Annotated in this window: 11 protein-coding genes and 1 pseudogene; 4 read left to right on the top strand and 8 right to left on the bottom strand. The window is 68.9% G+C overall.

Annotated features, from left to right (window positions below; genetic code table 11):
• Positions 1 to 22 precede the first annotated feature (22 nt).
• The 6 genes from ACFZDJ_RS13395 to ACFZDJ_RS13370 all read right to left on the bottom strand — a co-directional run bounded on the left by ACFZDJ_RS13395 (position 23) and on the right by ACFZDJ_RS13370 (position 8,452).
• The gene (locus tag ACFZDJ_RS13395) at positions 23 to 859 is read right to left on the bottom strand and encodes an IclR family transcriptional regulator C-terminal domain-containing protein (protein WP_391058590.1); all 837 of its coding nucleotides are present in this window, start codon (positions 857 to 859) and stop codon (positions 23 to 25) included.
• A 413-nt stretch (positions 860 to 1,272) separates the two neighbouring features.
• On the bottom strand, positions 1,273 to 2,958 hold the full coding sequence (locus ACFZDJ_RS13390) for an AMP-binding protein (RefSeq protein WP_391058587.1): 1,686 nt from the start codon (positions 2,956 to 2,958) through the stop codon (positions 1,273 to 1,275).
• A 46-nt stretch (positions 2,959 to 3,004) separates the two neighbouring features.
• Complete coding sequence (locus tag ACFZDJ_RS13385) at positions 3,005 to 3,616, bottom strand: isochorismatase family protein (RefSeq protein WP_391058584.1); 612 nt, start codon at positions 3,614 to 3,616, stop codon at positions 3,005 to 3,007.
• Positions 3,617 to 3,799: 183 nt separating this feature from the next.
• A complete protein-coding gene (locus ACFZDJ_RS13380; RefSeq protein ID WP_391058581.1) occupies positions 3,800 to 5,668 on the bottom strand; it encodes an FAD-dependent monooxygenase in 1,869 nt (622 codons plus the stop codon).
• Between the two features lie 151 nt (positions 5,669 to 5,819).
• On the bottom strand, positions 5,820 to 6,830 hold the full coding sequence (locus ACFZDJ_RS13375; protein WP_391058579.1) for an LLM class flavin-dependent oxidoreductase: 1,011 nt from the start codon (positions 6,828 to 6,830) through the stop codon (positions 5,820 to 5,822).
• A 695-nt stretch (positions 6,831 to 7,525) separates the two neighbouring features.
• The gene (locus tag ACFZDJ_RS13370) at positions 7,526 to 8,452 is read right to left on the bottom strand and encodes a LysR substrate-binding domain-containing protein (RefSeq protein WP_391058576.1); all 927 of its coding nucleotides are present in this window, start codon (positions 8,450 to 8,452) and stop codon (positions 7,526 to 7,528) included.
• Between the two features lie 469 nt (positions 8,453 to 8,921).
• Between ACFZDJ_RS13370 and ACFZDJ_RS13365 the strand changes: the two genes are divergently transcribed.
• The 3 genes and pseudogenes from ACFZDJ_RS13365 to ACFZDJ_RS13355 all read left to right on the top strand — a co-directional run bounded on the left by ACFZDJ_RS13365 (position 8,922) and on the right by ACFZDJ_RS13355 (position 12,717).
• The gene (locus ACFZDJ_RS13365; RefSeq protein WP_391058573.1) at positions 8,922 to 10,100 is read left to right on the top strand and encodes a homogentisate 1,2-dioxygenase; all 1,179 of its coding nucleotides are present in this window, start codon (positions 8,922 to 8,924) and stop codon (positions 10,098 to 10,100) included.
• On the top strand, positions 10,093 to 11,226 hold the full coding sequence (locus ACFZDJ_RS13360; protein ID WP_391058570.1) for a hypothetical protein: 1,134 nt from the start codon (positions 10,093 to 10,095) through the stop codon (positions 11,224 to 11,226). Before ACFZDJ_RS13365 ends, ACFZDJ_RS13360 begins: the two co-directional genes overlap by 8 nt.
• Positions 11,227 to 11,504: 278 nt before the next feature.
• Positions 11,505 to 12,717, top strand: a pseudogene (locus tag ACFZDJ_RS13355) (XdhC family protein).
• Positions 12,718 to 12,893: 176 nt separating this feature from the next.
• On the opposite strand, the gene ACFZDJ_RS13350 reads toward ACFZDJ_RS13355, so the two are convergent.
• A complete protein-coding gene (locus ACFZDJ_RS13350; RefSeq protein ID WP_391058568.1) occupies positions 12,894 to 13,316 on the bottom strand; it encodes a heme-binding protein in 423 nt (140 codons plus the stop codon).
• A 125-nt stretch (positions 13,317 to 13,441) separates the two neighbouring features.
• On the bottom strand, positions 13,442 to 14,083 hold the full coding sequence (locus ACFZDJ_RS13345; RefSeq protein ID WP_391058565.1) for a TetR family transcriptional regulator: 642 nt from the start codon (positions 14,081 to 14,083) through the stop codon (positions 13,442 to 13,444).
• A 293-nt stretch (positions 14,084 to 14,376) separates the two neighbouring features.
• Here ACFZDJ_RS13345 and ACFZDJ_RS13340 point away from each other — a divergent pair, with 293 nt between their 5' ends.
• Positions 14,377 to 15,672 carry a Rieske 2Fe-2S domain-containing protein gene (locus ACFZDJ_RS13340; RefSeq protein WP_391058562.1) on the top strand — a complete coding sequence of 432 codons (1,296 nt, stop codon included), beginning with the start codon at positions 14,377 to 14,379 and terminating at the stop codon, positions 15,670 to 15,672.
• The last annotated feature ends 7 nt before the right edge of the window (positions 15,673 to 15,679 follow it).

Here is a 15,679-nt window from a genome sequence, read left to right as displayed (position 1 = left end):
TCCCGCAGTTGCCGCGCTCTGCTCATGCCGGTGCGGCATCCTGCTGTTCGTGAATGCTCCGGGGGCTTCCCCCGTGGCCCGTCTCGGCGTGTGCCCGGGGAACACGGCCGCCGAGCCGCTCGGCCACCCGCAGGCCACCCGCGGCCAGGAGGCGCCCAACGGCCTCGACGTTGTCCCGGCAGAGCTCGGAGGAGAACGCCAGACAGCACAGGACCATCGAGACCTCTCCGTGCCGGTCGAAGACGGGCGCCGCCACACCGCTCTGTGCGAGGTCGTACTGCTGGAGGCTGACGCTGAAACCGCGCTCGCGAGTCTGCTCGGCCTCGGCAAGGATCGCGGCGCGTTCGGTGATCGTGTTCGGTGTGAACGCGTTGACGCCCACACGGGCGATTTCGTCGCTGAACGTCTCCGGGTCCGACCAGGAGTGAAAGGCGTACATGAGCGCGGGAGCCGAGAACTGGAAGTACTCGCCGACGCCCACCGTGACCCGGACTCCACGCCGGTGCTCAGCACGCGCCACCACCACATACCCGCCGGACCCGTCCGGTTGTGCGGCGAAGACGACGAAACCGAGCCGCCGGGCCAACTGGTCGATCTCCTCGCGGACGATCGCCAACGCCACGTCGTCGGTGACACCGGTGAGCGTCAGGAGCCGTGGCCCCAGCGTCCAGCCGGCACGATCGCCGAGGGAACGCACCCACCCCGCGTCCTGCAGGGTCGCCAGGATGTTGTAGCAGGTGCTCCGGTTCATGTTCAGCTCGGAGACAAGTACCCGCGGTGAGACGGGCTCGGGCCAGTCCGCGGCGATCCGTTCGATGATGCGTGCAGTCGAAGTCACCGCGGGCACGCGGGCAGTCATGAGTCGCTCCTAGGCATCGGGTCGGCTCTCGCGTTCGCGCCTCTCGGCCGACTGGCCGGGGCGGGTGAGCCGCAAGTGCCCTGCCGAACGTCGCCGGCGAGGCGCTGACCACTCGACATCCCACTGTACCGATCCTCTCAGGAGGATCGTCAGACCTCAGGGCGAGACCCGTGGGTGGGGTGAGTGTGCGTGAGCATGTGTCAGTCCGCCGGGCGGCGACCACGCCGTCGGTGAGTCATCCGTGGCCTGGTGCCCGCGGCCGACGCGTCACTGCGCGTGGAGGCGGTGCGGCTGCCGGCGAGCGGTGCGGCTGCGGCTGCGCTACGACGACGTGCGCACGACCATGGCGCCGACACTGGCGCGCGGCGAAGGTGACGCCCGGTCGATCCGTTCCCCGGTGCCGACGGGCCGCCTCAGCGGATCCGGTGCTCCTGGTCCGCCCAGGCCTTCTCACGCAGGACGAACTTCTGGATCTTGCCGGTGGAGGTCTTCGGAAGCTCACCGAAGGTGACCGTTTTCGGTGCCTTGAACCGTGCGAGCCGAGCGCGTACGTGTTCGCGGATCTCTTCCTCGGTCGCCGACGCCCCCTCCTTCAGCGCCACGTACGCGGCGGGAACCTCACCCCAGCGTTCGTCCGGCATCGCGATCACCGCTGCCTCCAGGACCGCGGGGTGATCCATGATCACCTGCTCCACCTCCACCGAGGCGATGTTCTCCCCGCCGGAGATGATCACGTCCTTGGACCGGTCACGCAGCTCGATGTAGCCGTCGGGGTGCAGCACGCCGATGTCGCCGGTGCGGAACCAGCCGTCCGGCACGGCAGCGGCCGTGGCCTCGGGATCGTCGAGGTAGCCGAGCATGAGGTTGTTGCCACGCAACGCGATCTGGCCGGTGGTGCGGCCGTCAGCAGGCACGTCTGTGCCGTCGTCGGCGATCACCCGTGGCACGCAGGAGATCATGTTCCCCACGCCCTGGCGTGCCTTGAGTCGCGCCTGGGCGGTGGCATCGAGGGTGTCCCACTCCGGGCGCCAGTCGCACAGCATCGCCGGACCGTAGGTTTCGGTCAGCCCGTACAAGTGGGTGGTCTCGAAGCCGAGCTCAGCCATCCGCCGCAGGATCGCCGGCGAGGGGGGTGCACCACCGGTGGCGATCCGGACGGGCTGTCCTTCCAGCGGTGCCGCGTCGGGGGCGTAGGCGAGCATCGACAGCACGGTCGGGGCGCCGTTGAGGTGCGTGACGCCCTCGGCCCGGATCAGGCGCCACACCTCGGCCGGGTCGACCTTGGGCAGACATACATGGGTCGCGGCCGCGGCCGTGACCGCCCACGGGAAGCACCAGCCATTGCAGTGGAACATCGGCAGCGTCCACAGGTGCACGCTCGAGGGTGTCATACCCGTGTGCCCCACCATGGCCAAGGCCTGCAGGAACGCACCGCGGTGGTGGTACATCACACCCTTGGGTCGTCCGGTGGTCCCGGAGGTGTAGTTGATCGACAACACCGACAGCTCATCGGACGGCGTCAGGTGCAGCGGCTCGGCCGAGGCCAGGAGGTCCTCGTACTCCTGGCCGGCCCGGATCCGGCGAACGGGTTCGGTCAGCTGGGCCAGAACCTCCTCGACCAGGGGGTCGAAGGACGGGTCGTGGACCAGCACAGCGGCGTTGGAGTGCTCCAGGATGTAGACGATCTCCGAGGCCGACAGCCGCGTGTTCACCGCAACCAACGGCACCCCGGCCCATGGCACCCCGAAGTTCGCCTCGAGCAGGACGTGTGTGTTCGGGGCGAGCACCGCGACCGGTCGCCCCTCCGCAAGGGGGGCCAGACCCCCAGCCAGACGCATGCACCGCTCACGCATCTGCGCGTAGGTGAACCCGCGGCCCTCATCGACCACCCCGATGCGGTCCCCGTGCGCAGCCGCCGCACGGTCCAGGAACGAGGTCGGCGTCAGCGGCTCGAAGGACAGGCCGGCGGACGCCCTGCCCGGAACCTGCCCGAGCGACGCCCTCGCCGCCTCCCCGGCGCGGTCGGCCTCGCTCGACTCGTCGGCCGCGGTTGCGGGGGCCGCGTTCTGGGCGGACGTGGCGTCTGTGAAGGCGGTCATCGCTGCTCCAGGGTGTCGGTGCTCGAGTGCCCGGTGTGCATCGCGGTCACCGCGGCAAGGGCGCCTGCAGGGCTGCGGAGATCTCCTCGACGGAGGCGACCTCACCGAGCAGCTGGAAGGTCTCCAGGGTGGCCTGGTGGGCCTGGTCGGAGGCGGTGGAGCAGGCGTCGGAGGCGATCACGGTGCGGTAGCCGAGGTTGACGGCGTCGCGGGCGGTGCCCTCGACCGAGATGTTGGTGGCGACGCCGCACGCGATGACGGTCGTGATGCCACGTGCCCGCAGCAGGACGTCGAGTTCGGTTCCGAAGAAACCGGTCAGGCGCTGGTGATCGATGACCAGCTCGCCGTCCCGCGGAGCGAGCTCGGGGACGATCTCGGCGCCCGGCTTGCCGTCCTCGAGCGCCCCCGTCTGGGCGGCCATCCCGAGCAGCGGACAGTTCGCGACCAGGTCCGGGTAGCCGGGCTTGAACACGACGCGGAGGTAGACAGGGGTGGCGCCGCCCGCGCGAGCCGTGGACAGCAGTCGGCCGACCTGGGGCACGACCTGGTGAAGTTCGACGCCGTCGGCGAAGATCTGACCGAATGCTCCTTCTCGGGTGACGATGTCACGCACCATGTGGACCACGAGGACCGCGGTCTTTGCGGGGTCAAGCTCCATCAGAAGCCCTCTCATTGCTGTTGTCCGAGATTCTGGGTCGGTGTCGGGAGACGCCGCACTGGGCTACGCCGTGCTCGAACCGTCGGCATTGGGCCGCCGGTTCACCGACCCCCGGTCGCGTCAACCCGCTTGCACCAGCGCGTTGCAGCATGTGCCTGGGACGGCGCTCCAGGGAGTCGCTGGTCAGACCCCGCTGGGGACCATCCGGGCCGGTGAGTCCTCACTGCCGGCCGGTGCGGGGTCCGGGTCATTCGGGCCGATGGCGAGGATCTGCCGCACCACCTCGGTCAGCCGCTCTGTGGGAAGGGCGTCCATCTCCTGACTTCGCCAGGCAACCATCCCGTCGGGACGGACCAGGACTGCTCCGCTCTTCCCGACTCCGCTCACTTCGAGCCACCGTCGTTCCGCGTCGATGCAGGCGTCGACGCCGACGCGGATCGCGGTGATCTCAACCGGAAGCCGGTCCTGAAGGGCTGAGGCGGCGTCGCACCATGCCTTCCCCTTTTCGTTCGCGATCAGGAGGAACTGCCCCTGCCGCCCGAGGAAGTCGTGGGTCGAAACCCGTCGGCCGTCGACGTCGAGCCACGCGTGCGGCAGGCGGTGGCCCGGGCGTGTCGAGGGCGTGTGCTCGAAGCCCATCGGGTCGCGCGGCGGGCACTCGGTGCCGTCCGGGACCAGCGCTCCCGCCTCGTAGGCGAATCCGATCTCGACGTCGTGTGCCTGCAGTTCCTGCCGCTGAGTCGAGAACATGTCACGCAGCCGAGCTCGTCGCATCCGGCCATCGGGGGTGTCTGCCAGGAGGGCTGCGATCGCGGTGCTCTCACCGTCGTTCTCGTGTCGAGCGGGCGGGTGCGTCGCGTAGATCGAGTCCTCGACCGCACGGCGGTTGAAGAACGTGGACAGGGCCCAGTCCACGTTGAACGCGCACACGGGTCGACGCTCGATCTCATAGGTGTCGAGAAGGGCGTCGGAGGCCCGTCCCTGGAGTACCGCGGCAAGCTTCCAGGCGAGGTTGTGAGCATCCTGGATGCCGGAGTTCAGGCCCAGTCCGGTCGTGGGCGGATGCCGGTGCGCGGCGTCGCCGATGAAGAGGACCCGGCCGATGCGGAAGTGCTCGGCCAGGACGCCCTCGATGGTCCACTTGTTGTAGGTGACGACCTCAAGCTTCAGGTCCTCGGGCAGGTTGAGGAGTTCCTTGAGCCAGCGCGCCACTGTCGCGTGGTCCGCGGCTGCCATGTCGTCGGGTGTCATGTGGACGTGCGACATGAACTCACCGCTGTGTCGTCCCCACGGCGCTGACAGCGGCATCACCGAGCAGCGTACGAAACCCGATCCCGCCATGGTCGAGCGTCGGACGGGGTGGAGGAACATGTTCAGCAGGGCGCGGTCGTCAAGCCAGTACTTCGACAGGTCGGCCTTGAAGTGGACGGTCGTGCTCTGCGCGAGGTTCTTCTCCCCAGACAGGATGTTCCCAGTCCGGGGACCGATCGTGCGTCCGCCGTCGGCAGCGACCAGGTAGTCGGCGTGGATCTTCAGCATCTCGCCGTCCGACACGTTCTTGACGGTAGCGACGATCCCGTCGGCGCCGTTGTCGAGGTCGACCACCTCGAACCCGTAGAAGGCGCGATCGCTCGCGCGGTCCAGCAGCCGGCGGGCCAGCAACGGTTCGAGGTCACGCTGAGGCAGGTTGGTCGCGGGAGTCGGGCTGTCCCGCTCGTAGACGTACCGCAGCGACTCGCCGCCGCCAGGGCTGTCGGCTCCATGGATGAGCTGCCGGTCCAGGGGACCGTCCCCACCCATCGTGGTCCACACCGCGAACCGCGACATCTTCTCCGGCGGCGCACCCAGTCGGTAGACCTCGTCCGCGATGCCGTGCTGACGGAAGATCTCCATGGTCCGCTGGTTCAGGTAGTGCGCCTTCGGCAGGCCGGTCGAGGCGGCTCGGCGCTCGAAGGTCAGGAAGTCCACCCCCAGGTCGGCCAGCAGGTTCGAGATGGTCAGGCCGGCGCCGCCCGCTCCCACGACCAGCACGCCCGTACGCAGTTCGTTCACGGCTCCCTCTTTCCTCTCCAGGTCCGCCGAGGCCGCAGGCTGGGTGGTACCGACCGTCGGTCGGTGACATGAGCCGCTTGCGCCGGAGGAGTGCGGGGCCCGCCACGGACCTGTCCCGAAGTCGAGGTGGCGGGCCCGCCGTACATCGGTCTCAGAGCGCCTGGACCGCTGGTGCCGGCAGGTCGTGGCGCGCCTGCGCTGCTTCGTAGAAGGCACACAGCTCTCGCTCGATGTCCGGTCCGCCCGGCTGGTACAGAACTCCGGCGGCGCCGGATGCCTCCAGGTACCGCAGCGTGTTGGCGACCTCGGCGGCCGTACCCGTTGCGGTACCGCGGCTGATGGCAGTGGCGTTGAGGAACCGCCGGTCGATCTCGGTGGGCTCCATCAGATGGCCGCGGTGGTGTTCGAGGTGGCGCCGCGATGCGTCGAACTCCGCGATCGCGGCCTCGTAGCCGACGGCCTCAGGGGTGCCGGCCAGGGGGCCCTGCTGACCCAGGTGCAGTGCCAGTGCGGCGCCCGGGCCGGCGGCCTCCAGCACGCGCGGCGACTCGAGGCTCTCTCCGTCTTCGAGGACCGTACAGTAGAACATCACCTGGCTGGGCCCCTCGAAGGTGACTTTGGTGTCGCCGTGCATCGGCACGGTGATGATGCCCGCAGCGTTGAGACGGGTGGCGCACTCGTAGGCCTTGGGGCCGTGGGCGCCGATCCAGATCGGGACGTCGATCGGGAAACGGATGCCGGACCGGGGCGGGTGCAAGAGGCTGACCACGGTGCCGTCGACCTCGGTGTCGCCGCCGGCCAGCAGGGTGCGCAGGTTCTCGGCGTACCGTTCCACGTCGGCCCACTTCGCCGGCTTTCGGCCGATGTAGGCGGCGCTGGTGAATCCGGAGCCGATCCCGACGTCGAAGCGGCCCGGCGCGATCGTGGCCAGGTGAGCGACGAGCGCCGCGTTCACGACCAGGTGCCGCAGATGCGGGGTGAGGACGGCGACGCCGAGCCGGATGCGACTGGTGCGGGCCGCGGCCATCGCCAGGGTGATGCCGGTGTCTGCGTAGGTGACCGGGACGTCGTACACGTAGGCGCGCTCGTATCCCAGCTCTTCGGCCAGCGCGATGTGGTCAGGGGTGTCGAGAGACGGGGGAAAGATCGCACTGACTTCCATCGTTGATTCTCCTCATTGAGAATGAAAGCAAGGAAAGCACCCCGTCCGGGTCCGTACTGTCCTCTCGACGGCGGAACCTGTGTGCACCGCCGGAGTACTCGGAGGACCGAGGATCAGTGAGCCGGGGAACCTCGGCGCGTCCGGTACACCGCCACGGGCATCTCGTCCCTCGGCCGGCTGGGTGGCGCGCCCTCATGGTGACCGGCGTCACGTCCCGCTGTAAATGAGGGGATTACGAAGAGGGCCATAAGCAAACCTGAGGATGCAGGGTCAGAGGCGTCAGAGTGGGGTCACGCCGTCCGATATCGCGTCGAAGCCGAACGTGCTGGAAGGGCCGCTTGACTCGACGGGCGCGCATTCGGGTCGTGTCCCGCTTCGTGGGGTAAGTGACCTTGGTCGACGCGTTCCGGCAAGCCACGCGTCGGCCGCTCCATGAAACACGGCTCCCGGGTCGCGCGGCGGCTGACCTGCCGTCAGCACCGTGCGCGGCCCCGAACCGCGCCGCCGCGGCGATGGCCTGCGGATACCGGCGCCTTGATCCTCTACACCACCTGGCGGTCGCCTGGCGGGACGCCACCCGCATTCGTGACGCGGTCGACCCGGCACCGATCACATGCGAACGACGAAGCCGGCAAACCAAGCGTTCACCAGCACGGTCCACACCCACCCGCCCAGACCCGAAGGCTCCAGGGTGGTCAGACTGCCTCGGCCCGGATCGGGTGCTCGGTGGCGTGTGTGCGCAGGAACGAGATGACCGCCGCGGCCCGACGGCTCAAGTGGTCATTTTGCGGCCAGGCGACGACCACACGGTAGTCAGGAACGGTGCTCTCCAGCGGAACGCACACCAGCGGCAGGCCCTCCAGGCTTACGTTCATGGGCCAGCGCTGCAGCATCGGTGAGTACCCCAACCCGCGGGCGACCAGGGAACGCACGACTTCGATGTTGGGTGAGCTGTGCACGACCTTGGGAGTCACGGCCGCGTTGCGCAGCAACTCCTCTATGTCGTTCGGGCTCGGATGCAGCGAGAACTGTACGAGCGGCTCGTCGGCGAGATCGTGGAGCGTCACGCTCTCCCGGTCGGCCAGGGCATGACTGGCGGCCAGCAGAACGTAGGGGCGCAACGTCCGGATCATCTCCATCGCCACGCCGGGCCCCAGGCGGTTGGCGTACGTCAGTGCGATCTCGCAGGTGCCGTTCATCAGCGCTCGCCGGAGGTCTTCCTGCGCTCCCTCCACCACGGTGAGCTCGAGCCCCGGGTGCTGGATCGCAAACGAGTCGTAGAGCGCGGGAAGGTAGAGGGGCGCCATGGTCGTGAAGCAGCCAAGGGCCAGCGAGCCGCGGAGATCGGAGCCTGGAGCGCGAGCCTGGCTCAGAACGTCCGAGGCGGCAGCGAGGACCCGGCGAGCGTCGGCGAGTATGCCCAGCCCGGGCTCCGTGAGGGAAACGCCATGCCCGGGGTGACGTGCGAGAAGGCGCACGCCAAGTCTGCGTTCGAGGTCGTTGATCCCTGCGGAGATGGCCGCCTGCGACACATGCTCGGCCTCGGCTGCGGCTGTCATCGATCCCGAGTCCGCCACTGCCACGAGGTAGCCCAGTTGGCGCAGCGAGAAGTTGGGAACCATGAGCAACCACCTTACGTAAGCCTGAGTCGAGCGGCGAGGCGGCCACAAAGCGGGCGGACAGGGCTCACCCTCACCCGACCATCAGCCCGAGCGCCGTGCGAAGGGTGGCGCTTCATCATGCAGCACGGTCGGCTCGACCCGTAGCGGTCCGGGGAAGTCCGGGTCATCCGGGTGGATGTCAACGCGGCACCTCGGGCGGCGTCGCCTTCCAGTGCGCGTGGGCACCGCCACGGGAGGTGGATCCCTGGCCGTGACCCATTGACCGGGGTGTCGGCAGGGCTTCGGATTCCCTTATGACCCCCTTCACGACTCTCCGTTTTACAACGCGTCGCGCGGCTTGCCATCGTGTGACGACGCCCACTCGTGACACCGCGTCGACTCTTGCGCCTCATTGCGCGAGCGGACATCCAGGTACTGCAGAGGGTCGACCGGCTCACATCGTGCAGCTTGAGGACGAAGGGGCATGTCCATGCCGTATTTCGCTCGCGTCGGCGAGTTCCCGCGCAAGCGCCACACCGTGTTTCGACAGCCCGACGGGTCTCTGTACTGGGAAGAGCTGATCGGCGAGGACGGATTCGTCGGTGACACTTCTCTCCTGTACCACCGCAACCCGCCGACCGCCTTGACGGCCATCGAGCCGATCCCGGTCGCAGGCGAGGAACTGGTCCCCAACCACCCGATCACGCCGCTGCACCTTCAGCCCCGGCTGCTGTCACTCAAGGGCGATGCGGTTCTGGACCGGTCCACCCTGGTCGGCAACGACGACGTCCGCATCGCGTACGCGGTCGCCACCGAAACCAGCGCGCTCTACAAGAACAGCGTCGGTGACGAGCTCGCCTACGTCGAGAGCGGGCACGGGACGCTCGAGAGCACCTTCGGCCGGCTCGACGTCTCCGAGGGGGACCACGTCATCGTCCCGACCTCGACCATCCACCGCTGGGTGGTGCCCGACGGTGTCGAGTTGCGTCTGCTGATCGTTCAGGCGACCGGGCACATCGACCCGCCCAGCCGGTACCTGTCGGCGCGGGGCCAGTTCCTCGAGGGCACCCCCTACTGCGAACTGGACATCCGCCGCCCGGAGGAGCTGGTGTTCGATGACGGCACCGACGTTCCTGTGGTCATCCGCACCCGTGCCGGTCTGACCCGGCACGTGCACCGACACCACCCCTTCGACGTGGTCGGCTGGCACGGCGGCATGTACCCGTGGGCGTTCTCGATCTTCGACTTCGAGCCCATCACCGGCCGACTGCACCAGCCGCCGCCGACCCAGCAGACCTTCGAGGCCCCGGGCTTCGTGATGTGCGCATTCGTCCCGCGGCTTCTGGACTACCACCCCGACGCGGTGCCGATCCCCCCGGCGCACTCCAACGTCGACAGCGACGAGTTCCTGTTCTACGCCAAGGGCGCCGCCAGCACGCGTCGTGGCAGCGGCGTGGGCATCGGCTCCGTCACGGTGCACCCCGCCGGGTTCATCCACGGACCCCACCCCGGCACCGTCGAGCGAACCCTCGGTGCCGACCGAATCGACCAGTACCAGGTCATGCTCGACACCCACCGGCCCCTGATGATCTCGGCTGCCGCACGTTCCGTCCTCGACGGGGACTATCCGCTCTCCTGGGCCGCCATGGAGGACAAGACCCATGCGTGAACTCGTGCCCGTCCCCATGCAGGACTCGATGGGCGACGATGTCTATTCCGGGATCGCCCGAGCCGCAGGCCTGCTGTGGTGCGGGCGTGAGCGCGCCGACGCGGAGGCCGGGAACAGCGACACCGTCTTCGTGTACTTCCACCCGAGCTCGAACTTCGTCAACCACTACGCACTGACGCCCACGGCCGCACAGGGCGTCGACGCGGTCGGCGTGGTGACGCGGTACGCCGGCAACGACACCCAGGTCATCCTCGAGAACTGCCTGGCCGACATCGGTTCGGTCATCCGTCATCTGCGCGAAGTCGAGGGATACCGCAAGGTCGTTCTCGTCGGGAACTCAGGCGGCGGTGGCCCCGCGGCCTTCTACCAGGCCCAGGCCGAGACGCCGACCGTGCGCGACGCTCCCGGCGGCGGCGGTACCGACCTGACCAAGGCCACCCTGCCGCCGGCTGACGCGGTGATCCTGCTCAATGCTCACGCCGGCCGCGCCAGCCTGCTGTCGCAGTGGCTCGACCCCGCGATCGTCGACGAGAACGCCCCATTCCGACGTGACCCCGAGCTGGACATCTTCGTGGACCGCGGCGACACCCTCGATCGCGGATGGGTGCGTGAATACCGTGCGGCACAGCTGGCGCGGATGGAGCGCATCACCGCCTGGGTCCGGGCCCAGCAGATCGAACTCGACGAACGCTACGGCGGCACGGTGCCCGACATGGCGTTCACCGTGCACGGCACCTGCGCCGACCCGCGGTTCTTCGACGTGTCCCTGGACCCGTCCGACCGCGATCCGGGAACCCTCTGGGGCGACCCGATTTCGGCGAACCTACGTCCCACGACGCCCGGCAGCACCAGTACCCTTCGCTCCTGGCTGTCCCAGTGGTCCGTCACCGATTCCAACGGCTATGGACCCGACTGCCTCCGGCACGTCTCCGCGCCGGTCATGGTCGTCTATGCCACCGGCGACAAGGGCTGCTTCCCGTCCATGGCGCAGGACCTGTACGACTCCGTGCGGCATCCGTCGCGAAAGCTCCTCCCCGTCAAGGGCGCAGGGCACTACTTCGAAGGCCCGTCGCACCTGCTCACCGGTGCGGTCACTGAGATGGTCGACTGGGCCCTCAGTGTCTGACCGCGGGCTGCGCGCGTCCCTGAGGTGTGCCGGCGTCGCGCACGTCGGGGCAGACAGGCCCGGCATGGTGCCGGTCGAGCGTGGTCAGGAGGCGCCGCCGGACGCGTCAGCAGCTGGGGAGTGCCGGCTACGCGTCGGCGCGGCACTCGCTGTTCGCAAGGTCGGTTGCCGTCACCTGGGGTTCACCGGTCACCGAGGTTCGCCGGAGGCTCGCGAGGTCCCCCACCTCGGCGGGGACGGGTCGCCAAGCTCACCGACGAGAGGGGAGAGAACGGGCCATGCGTGAGGTGCTGCGCGAGCTGCTGGCCTGGTGGGAGGCCGGCCACAGCGTGGGCATGGGCACGGTGGTGGCCACCTTCCGGTCCGCCCCGCGGCCGCCGGGCGCTTCCATGCTGGTGGGACCTGACGCGTCCGCCGTCGGCTCGGTGTCCGGCGGCTGCGTCGAAAGCAGCGTGTACGACCTCGCCCAAGAGGTCGTTTGCTCCGGCACCCCGGTGCTGCGGCGCTACGGCGTCTCCGACGACGATGCCTTCGCTGTCGGCCTCACGTGCGGCGGCATCCTCGACGTCTACGTCGAGATGGTCAGCCGGGACACCTTTCCCGGACTCGGCGCCATCGTGGCCGACATCGAGGCCGGTCGGCCTGTCGCGGTCGCCACGGTCGTGGAGCACCCCGACCCGTCGTACGTCGGGAGACGGCAGGTGATCCGCCCGGACAGCTCGGCCGGCAGCCTGGGGGCAGCGCGGATCGACGACGCGGTGCGCGACGACGCACTCGGGCTGCTGGCGGCCGGCCACCACGGCGCCCTCTCCTACGACCTGAACGGCGAGCGTCGGGGAGAGGAGATGCGGGTCTTCGTCCGGGCGTTCGCCCCCGCGCCACGGATGCTGGTCTTCGGTGCGATCGACTTCGCCGCAGCGGTCGCCCAGGTGGGCGGGTTCCTCGGCTATCGCGTCACCGTCTGCGACGCACGACCGGTGTTCGTCACTGCAAGCCGGTTCCCCGGGGCGGACGAGGTGGTTGTCGAGTGGCCACACCGCTACCTGGCCGCCGAGCAGGAGGCAGGGCGGGTCGACGGGCGGACGGTCATCACCGTGCTCACCCACGAGCCCAGGTTCGACGTCCCACTGCTGGAGGTGGCACTGCGATTGCCCGAGGTCGGGTATGTCGGGGCGATGGGCTCGCGTCGTACCCACGACGACCGGATGGACCCGGCTGCGGAAGGCGGGGCTGACCGAGGAGGAACTGGCCCGTCTCTCCAGCCCGATCGGCCTGGACCTCGGCGCACGCACGCCCGAGGAGACCGCCATCAGCATCGCCGCCGAAGTCGTCGCCCACCGTTGGGGAGGATCAGGGCAGCCCCTGGCCCGCTTGGCAGGGCCGATTCACGGGCTGAGGCGGTCCGGGCACGCCGACCAGCGCGAGGGCCTCCTGAGCGGCGGGCGTGGGCTGGTTCAATCGGGGTGGCCTCCGGCTCACCTGTCCGGGTAGGCAGCGCCCTCACCGCATCGGCCCAGGGCCACGTCCCCAAGAGACAGCCGCGCGACCGGGATCACGCACGCCGGCCGGCGCCCGGAAACCAGCCACACCGCGCGGGACGCAACGGCGGCGGCGGTCCTCGACACAGCCGCCGTACCAACCAGGAGGCAGCCCTGCGCGACAAGAACCTACGCGACGATCTTCACGACGGAATCGCGAGCCTGCTGCGCAATGCGGTCGTCCGTGGTGTCGTCCGCCCCGCCCACGCCGATGGCGCCGATGACCTCTCCGTCGGCCGTCACGATCGGCACGCCGCCGGCGACCGGCAGAAGGTTGGAATCGACCAGGTGGGGAGGCGCCACCTGCATCTGCGGGGATGCCGCGAAGGCTGCGAACTTGGCCGTCGGGACACCGCTCACGGCCGAGGTGTAGGCCTTGCGTCGCGCGGTCTCCACGCCGAGGAGTCCCACGCCGTCGTCACTGAGGAGAACCTTCGTGACACCACTTCGGTTGACCACGACAGCGCACAGTTTGTGCCCTTCGGCCCTCCCTGCTTCCAGCGCGGCGAGTGCGGCGCCGTGTGCGATCTCGTAGCTGAGCGGCTCTCGCATGGAGCGGTTCCTTCCCTTGCCGACCGGAAGGTCAACCGGTCGCCTTCCATGAAGTCCGCTCAGTATGTCGCCGCCCGACGCAAATGTGAAGGGGGGATCGCATTCGCATCTGGTGATCCAGGGCATCACTGCGCCGGCGCGCCGAGCAGATACAGGCAGGCGACGTTCACCAGCTCGTCGGTGAGCTGACACCACGTCAATGGCCGGTCGGACTCGAACACTTCGCCGTACAGCACGCGGTTCTGACAGGTCCCGTAGATCAAGCGGTAGACGACATCCACACGCACCTCCGGTTCCGGCGCGTCGATCATCAGCACGATCGGCTCCAGGAACTGGCGGAAGACACGGGCGGCGTCGATGGCGGCCTCGGAGCCGACCCGGGCCACCGCGGGATCGGTGGCGCCCGCGGCCAGGAAGACGCGCATCAGGCGCTCGTGCGCTTGATACGTCTCGGTGAGTCCGGCGACCGCCGAGGCGATCAGCGCGGCCGGATCCGTGCGCAGTGGAGTGAAGCGGCGGACGATGTCGGCACGGAACTGGTCGATCATGTCGTGCTGCAAGGCCGCGATCAGACGGTCCTTGTCGCCGAACCGCCGATAGACGCTGCCCACCGAGACGCCCGCCCGGGAAGCCACCGCCGCGACGGTGAGTGCTTCAGTGCCGCCCTCTTCGAGCAGGGCCGTGCCTGCCTCCAGGATCCTCTGTTGGGTCAGTCGGCTGCGCGCCTGCTGCGCCGGCGGTAGATCGAGAGACGGTTCGGTACTCACCGCATCAGCGTATACGCCGCCAACATCCCCTCCGGTGGCCCGCGTACGCGGGCCCGTCGGACCGAGACGAGCGGTGCGCCTGGCCACCCTCCCGCCCCATCAGGCCTTCTGTCGACCGATCATCTCCCCGGTCCACGAGCACTTGAATGTGACCCTTGACGCACTCGCAGGTTAAATGCGAATGTGAATCAACACTTCTATTCGAGGTCGCACACGACGGTGCCCTCGCAGGTCCCCCCACCGCCCTGCATGCTCCATCTGCTGTGCACCCGAGCCGCACGGGAGACAGAACGATGACCACCACCTCAGAGATCGACACCGGAACGGCCTATGGCCGCCCGAAGCCCTCGTACAACGCCCGCCTGCGCGAGGTCGGACCCGGCACGCCCATGGGCGAGGCTCTGCGCCGCTACTGGCACCCGATCGCCAGCTCGGAGACGCTCGTCGCCGGCGCCCTGCCGCAGAAGACCCGCGTGCTGGGCGAGGACCTCGTCGTCTTCCGGGACGGCCAGGGCAACCCCGGCGTCGTGATCGAACGCTGCACCCACCGCGGCGCCAGCCTCTTCTACGGCCGCGTGGAGGACGACGGCATCCGCTGCTGTTACCACGGCTGGAAGTTCGACGTCCAGGGCCACTGCATCGAGCAGGCCTGCGAGCCGGGCCTGGGGCGCCGGCGCGACGCCGCCCGTCAGCCGTGGTACCCCGTCGCGGAACGCTACGGCCTGGTCTTCGTCTACATGGGCCCGCCCGAGCTCAAGCCCGAACTCCCCCGCTACGACGCGCTGGAGAACCCCGCGGAGGACGAGAAGTACTTCGCCAGCTGGCCGGTCCCGCACGCGGCGGTCCTCGGCATGCCGTCGGACTTCAGTTGGCTCAACATCTACGAGAACTCCGCCGACCCGACCCACGTCACCTGGCTCCACTCCACGCACAGCGGATACCAGATGCTGGGGACCGGCACCTTCGGCTACCCGGAGAACTTCTTCGACCCGGCGACCATCGCCGAGCGCTTGTCGTACGAGCGCACCGACCACGGTGTGAAATACACCCAGCGGTTCGAGATGGAGAGCGAGGACGGCGAGGTCACCGAGTACGGCTTCGCGGTCGATCAACACCTGCCCAACGTCTTCGGCCTGCCGGACTACGTGAAACCCACACCCGACGGACGGTCGGACCAGCTGCTGTGGGTCGTGCCCTCCGACGACACCAGCCACCGCGTCTTCTTCTCGATCCGCACGAACGACCCCGAGCGCATGGTCCGCTTCGTCATCGGCATCGCGCAGGACGGCAAGCAGAACCACGAGCTGACCGACGAGGAGCGGCAGAAGTTCCCGGGCGACGCGGAGGCCCAGGGCTCGCAGGGAGCGATCACCCTGGACTCCGAGGAGACCCTGGCCACCGGGGACCGCGGCGTCGTCATGCTGCGTCGCATGCTTCTGACGATGGCCGACGATGTCGAGGCCGGGCGCGACCCAATCAATATCATCCGCGACGCGTCGGAGGTCCACCACGTCGAGACCGGCCTGTTCACCCTCGGCAAGGGCTCTGAGGGCGACGACGCCGCGGCCCAGGCCGCCGCCGGCGTCTGAACAACAA

This window comes from Streptomyces sp. NPDC007896 (assembly GCF_042959425.1).
In the GTDB taxonomy this organism is placed as follows: Bacteria; Actinomycetota; Actinomycetes; order Streptomycetales; family Streptomycetaceae; genus Streptomyces.
This window is presented reverse-complemented; position numbering and strand designations above follow the sequence as displayed.

What these genes read in the sequence shown, in the direction of transcription:
- ACFZDJ_RS13385 (WP_391058584.1), bottom strand. Translation starts at nt 3,616, where the DNA reads ATGGAGCTTGACCCCGCAAAGACCGCGGTCCTCGTGGTCCACATGGTG.
- ACFZDJ_RS13370 (WP_391058576.1), bottom strand. Translation starts at nt 8,452, where the DNA reads ATGGTTCCCAACTTCTCGCTGCGCCAACTGGGCTACCTCGTGGCAGTG.
- ACFZDJ_RS13360 (WP_391058570.1), top strand. Translation starts at nt 10,093, where the DNA reads ATGCGTGAACTCGTGCCCGTCCCCATGCAGGACTCGATGGGCGACGAT.
- ACFZDJ_RS13395 (WP_391058590.1), bottom strand. Translation starts at nt 859, where the DNA reads ATGACTGCCCGCGTGCCCGCGGTGACTTCGACTGCACGCATCATCGAA.
- ACFZDJ_RS13365 (WP_391058573.1), top strand. Translation starts at nt 8,922, where the DNA reads ATGCCGTATTTCGCTCGCGTCGGCGAGTTCCCGCGCAAGCGCCACACC.
- ACFZDJ_RS13390 (WP_391058587.1), bottom strand. Translation starts at nt 2,958, where the DNA reads ATGACCGCCTTCACAGACGCCACGTCCGCCCAGAACGCGGCCCCCGCA.
- ACFZDJ_RS13340 (WP_391058562.1), top strand. Translation starts at nt 14,377, where the DNA reads ATGACCACCACCTCAGAGATCGACACCGGAACGGCCTATGGCCGCCCG.
- ACFZDJ_RS13375 (WP_391058579.1), bottom strand. Translation starts at nt 6,830, where the DNA reads ATGGAAGTCAGTGCGATCTTTCCCCCGTCTCTCGACACCCCTGACCAC.
- ACFZDJ_RS13350 (WP_391058568.1), bottom strand. Translation starts at nt 13,316, where the DNA reads ATGCGAGAGCCGCTCAGCTACGAGATCGCACACGGCGCCGCACTCGCC.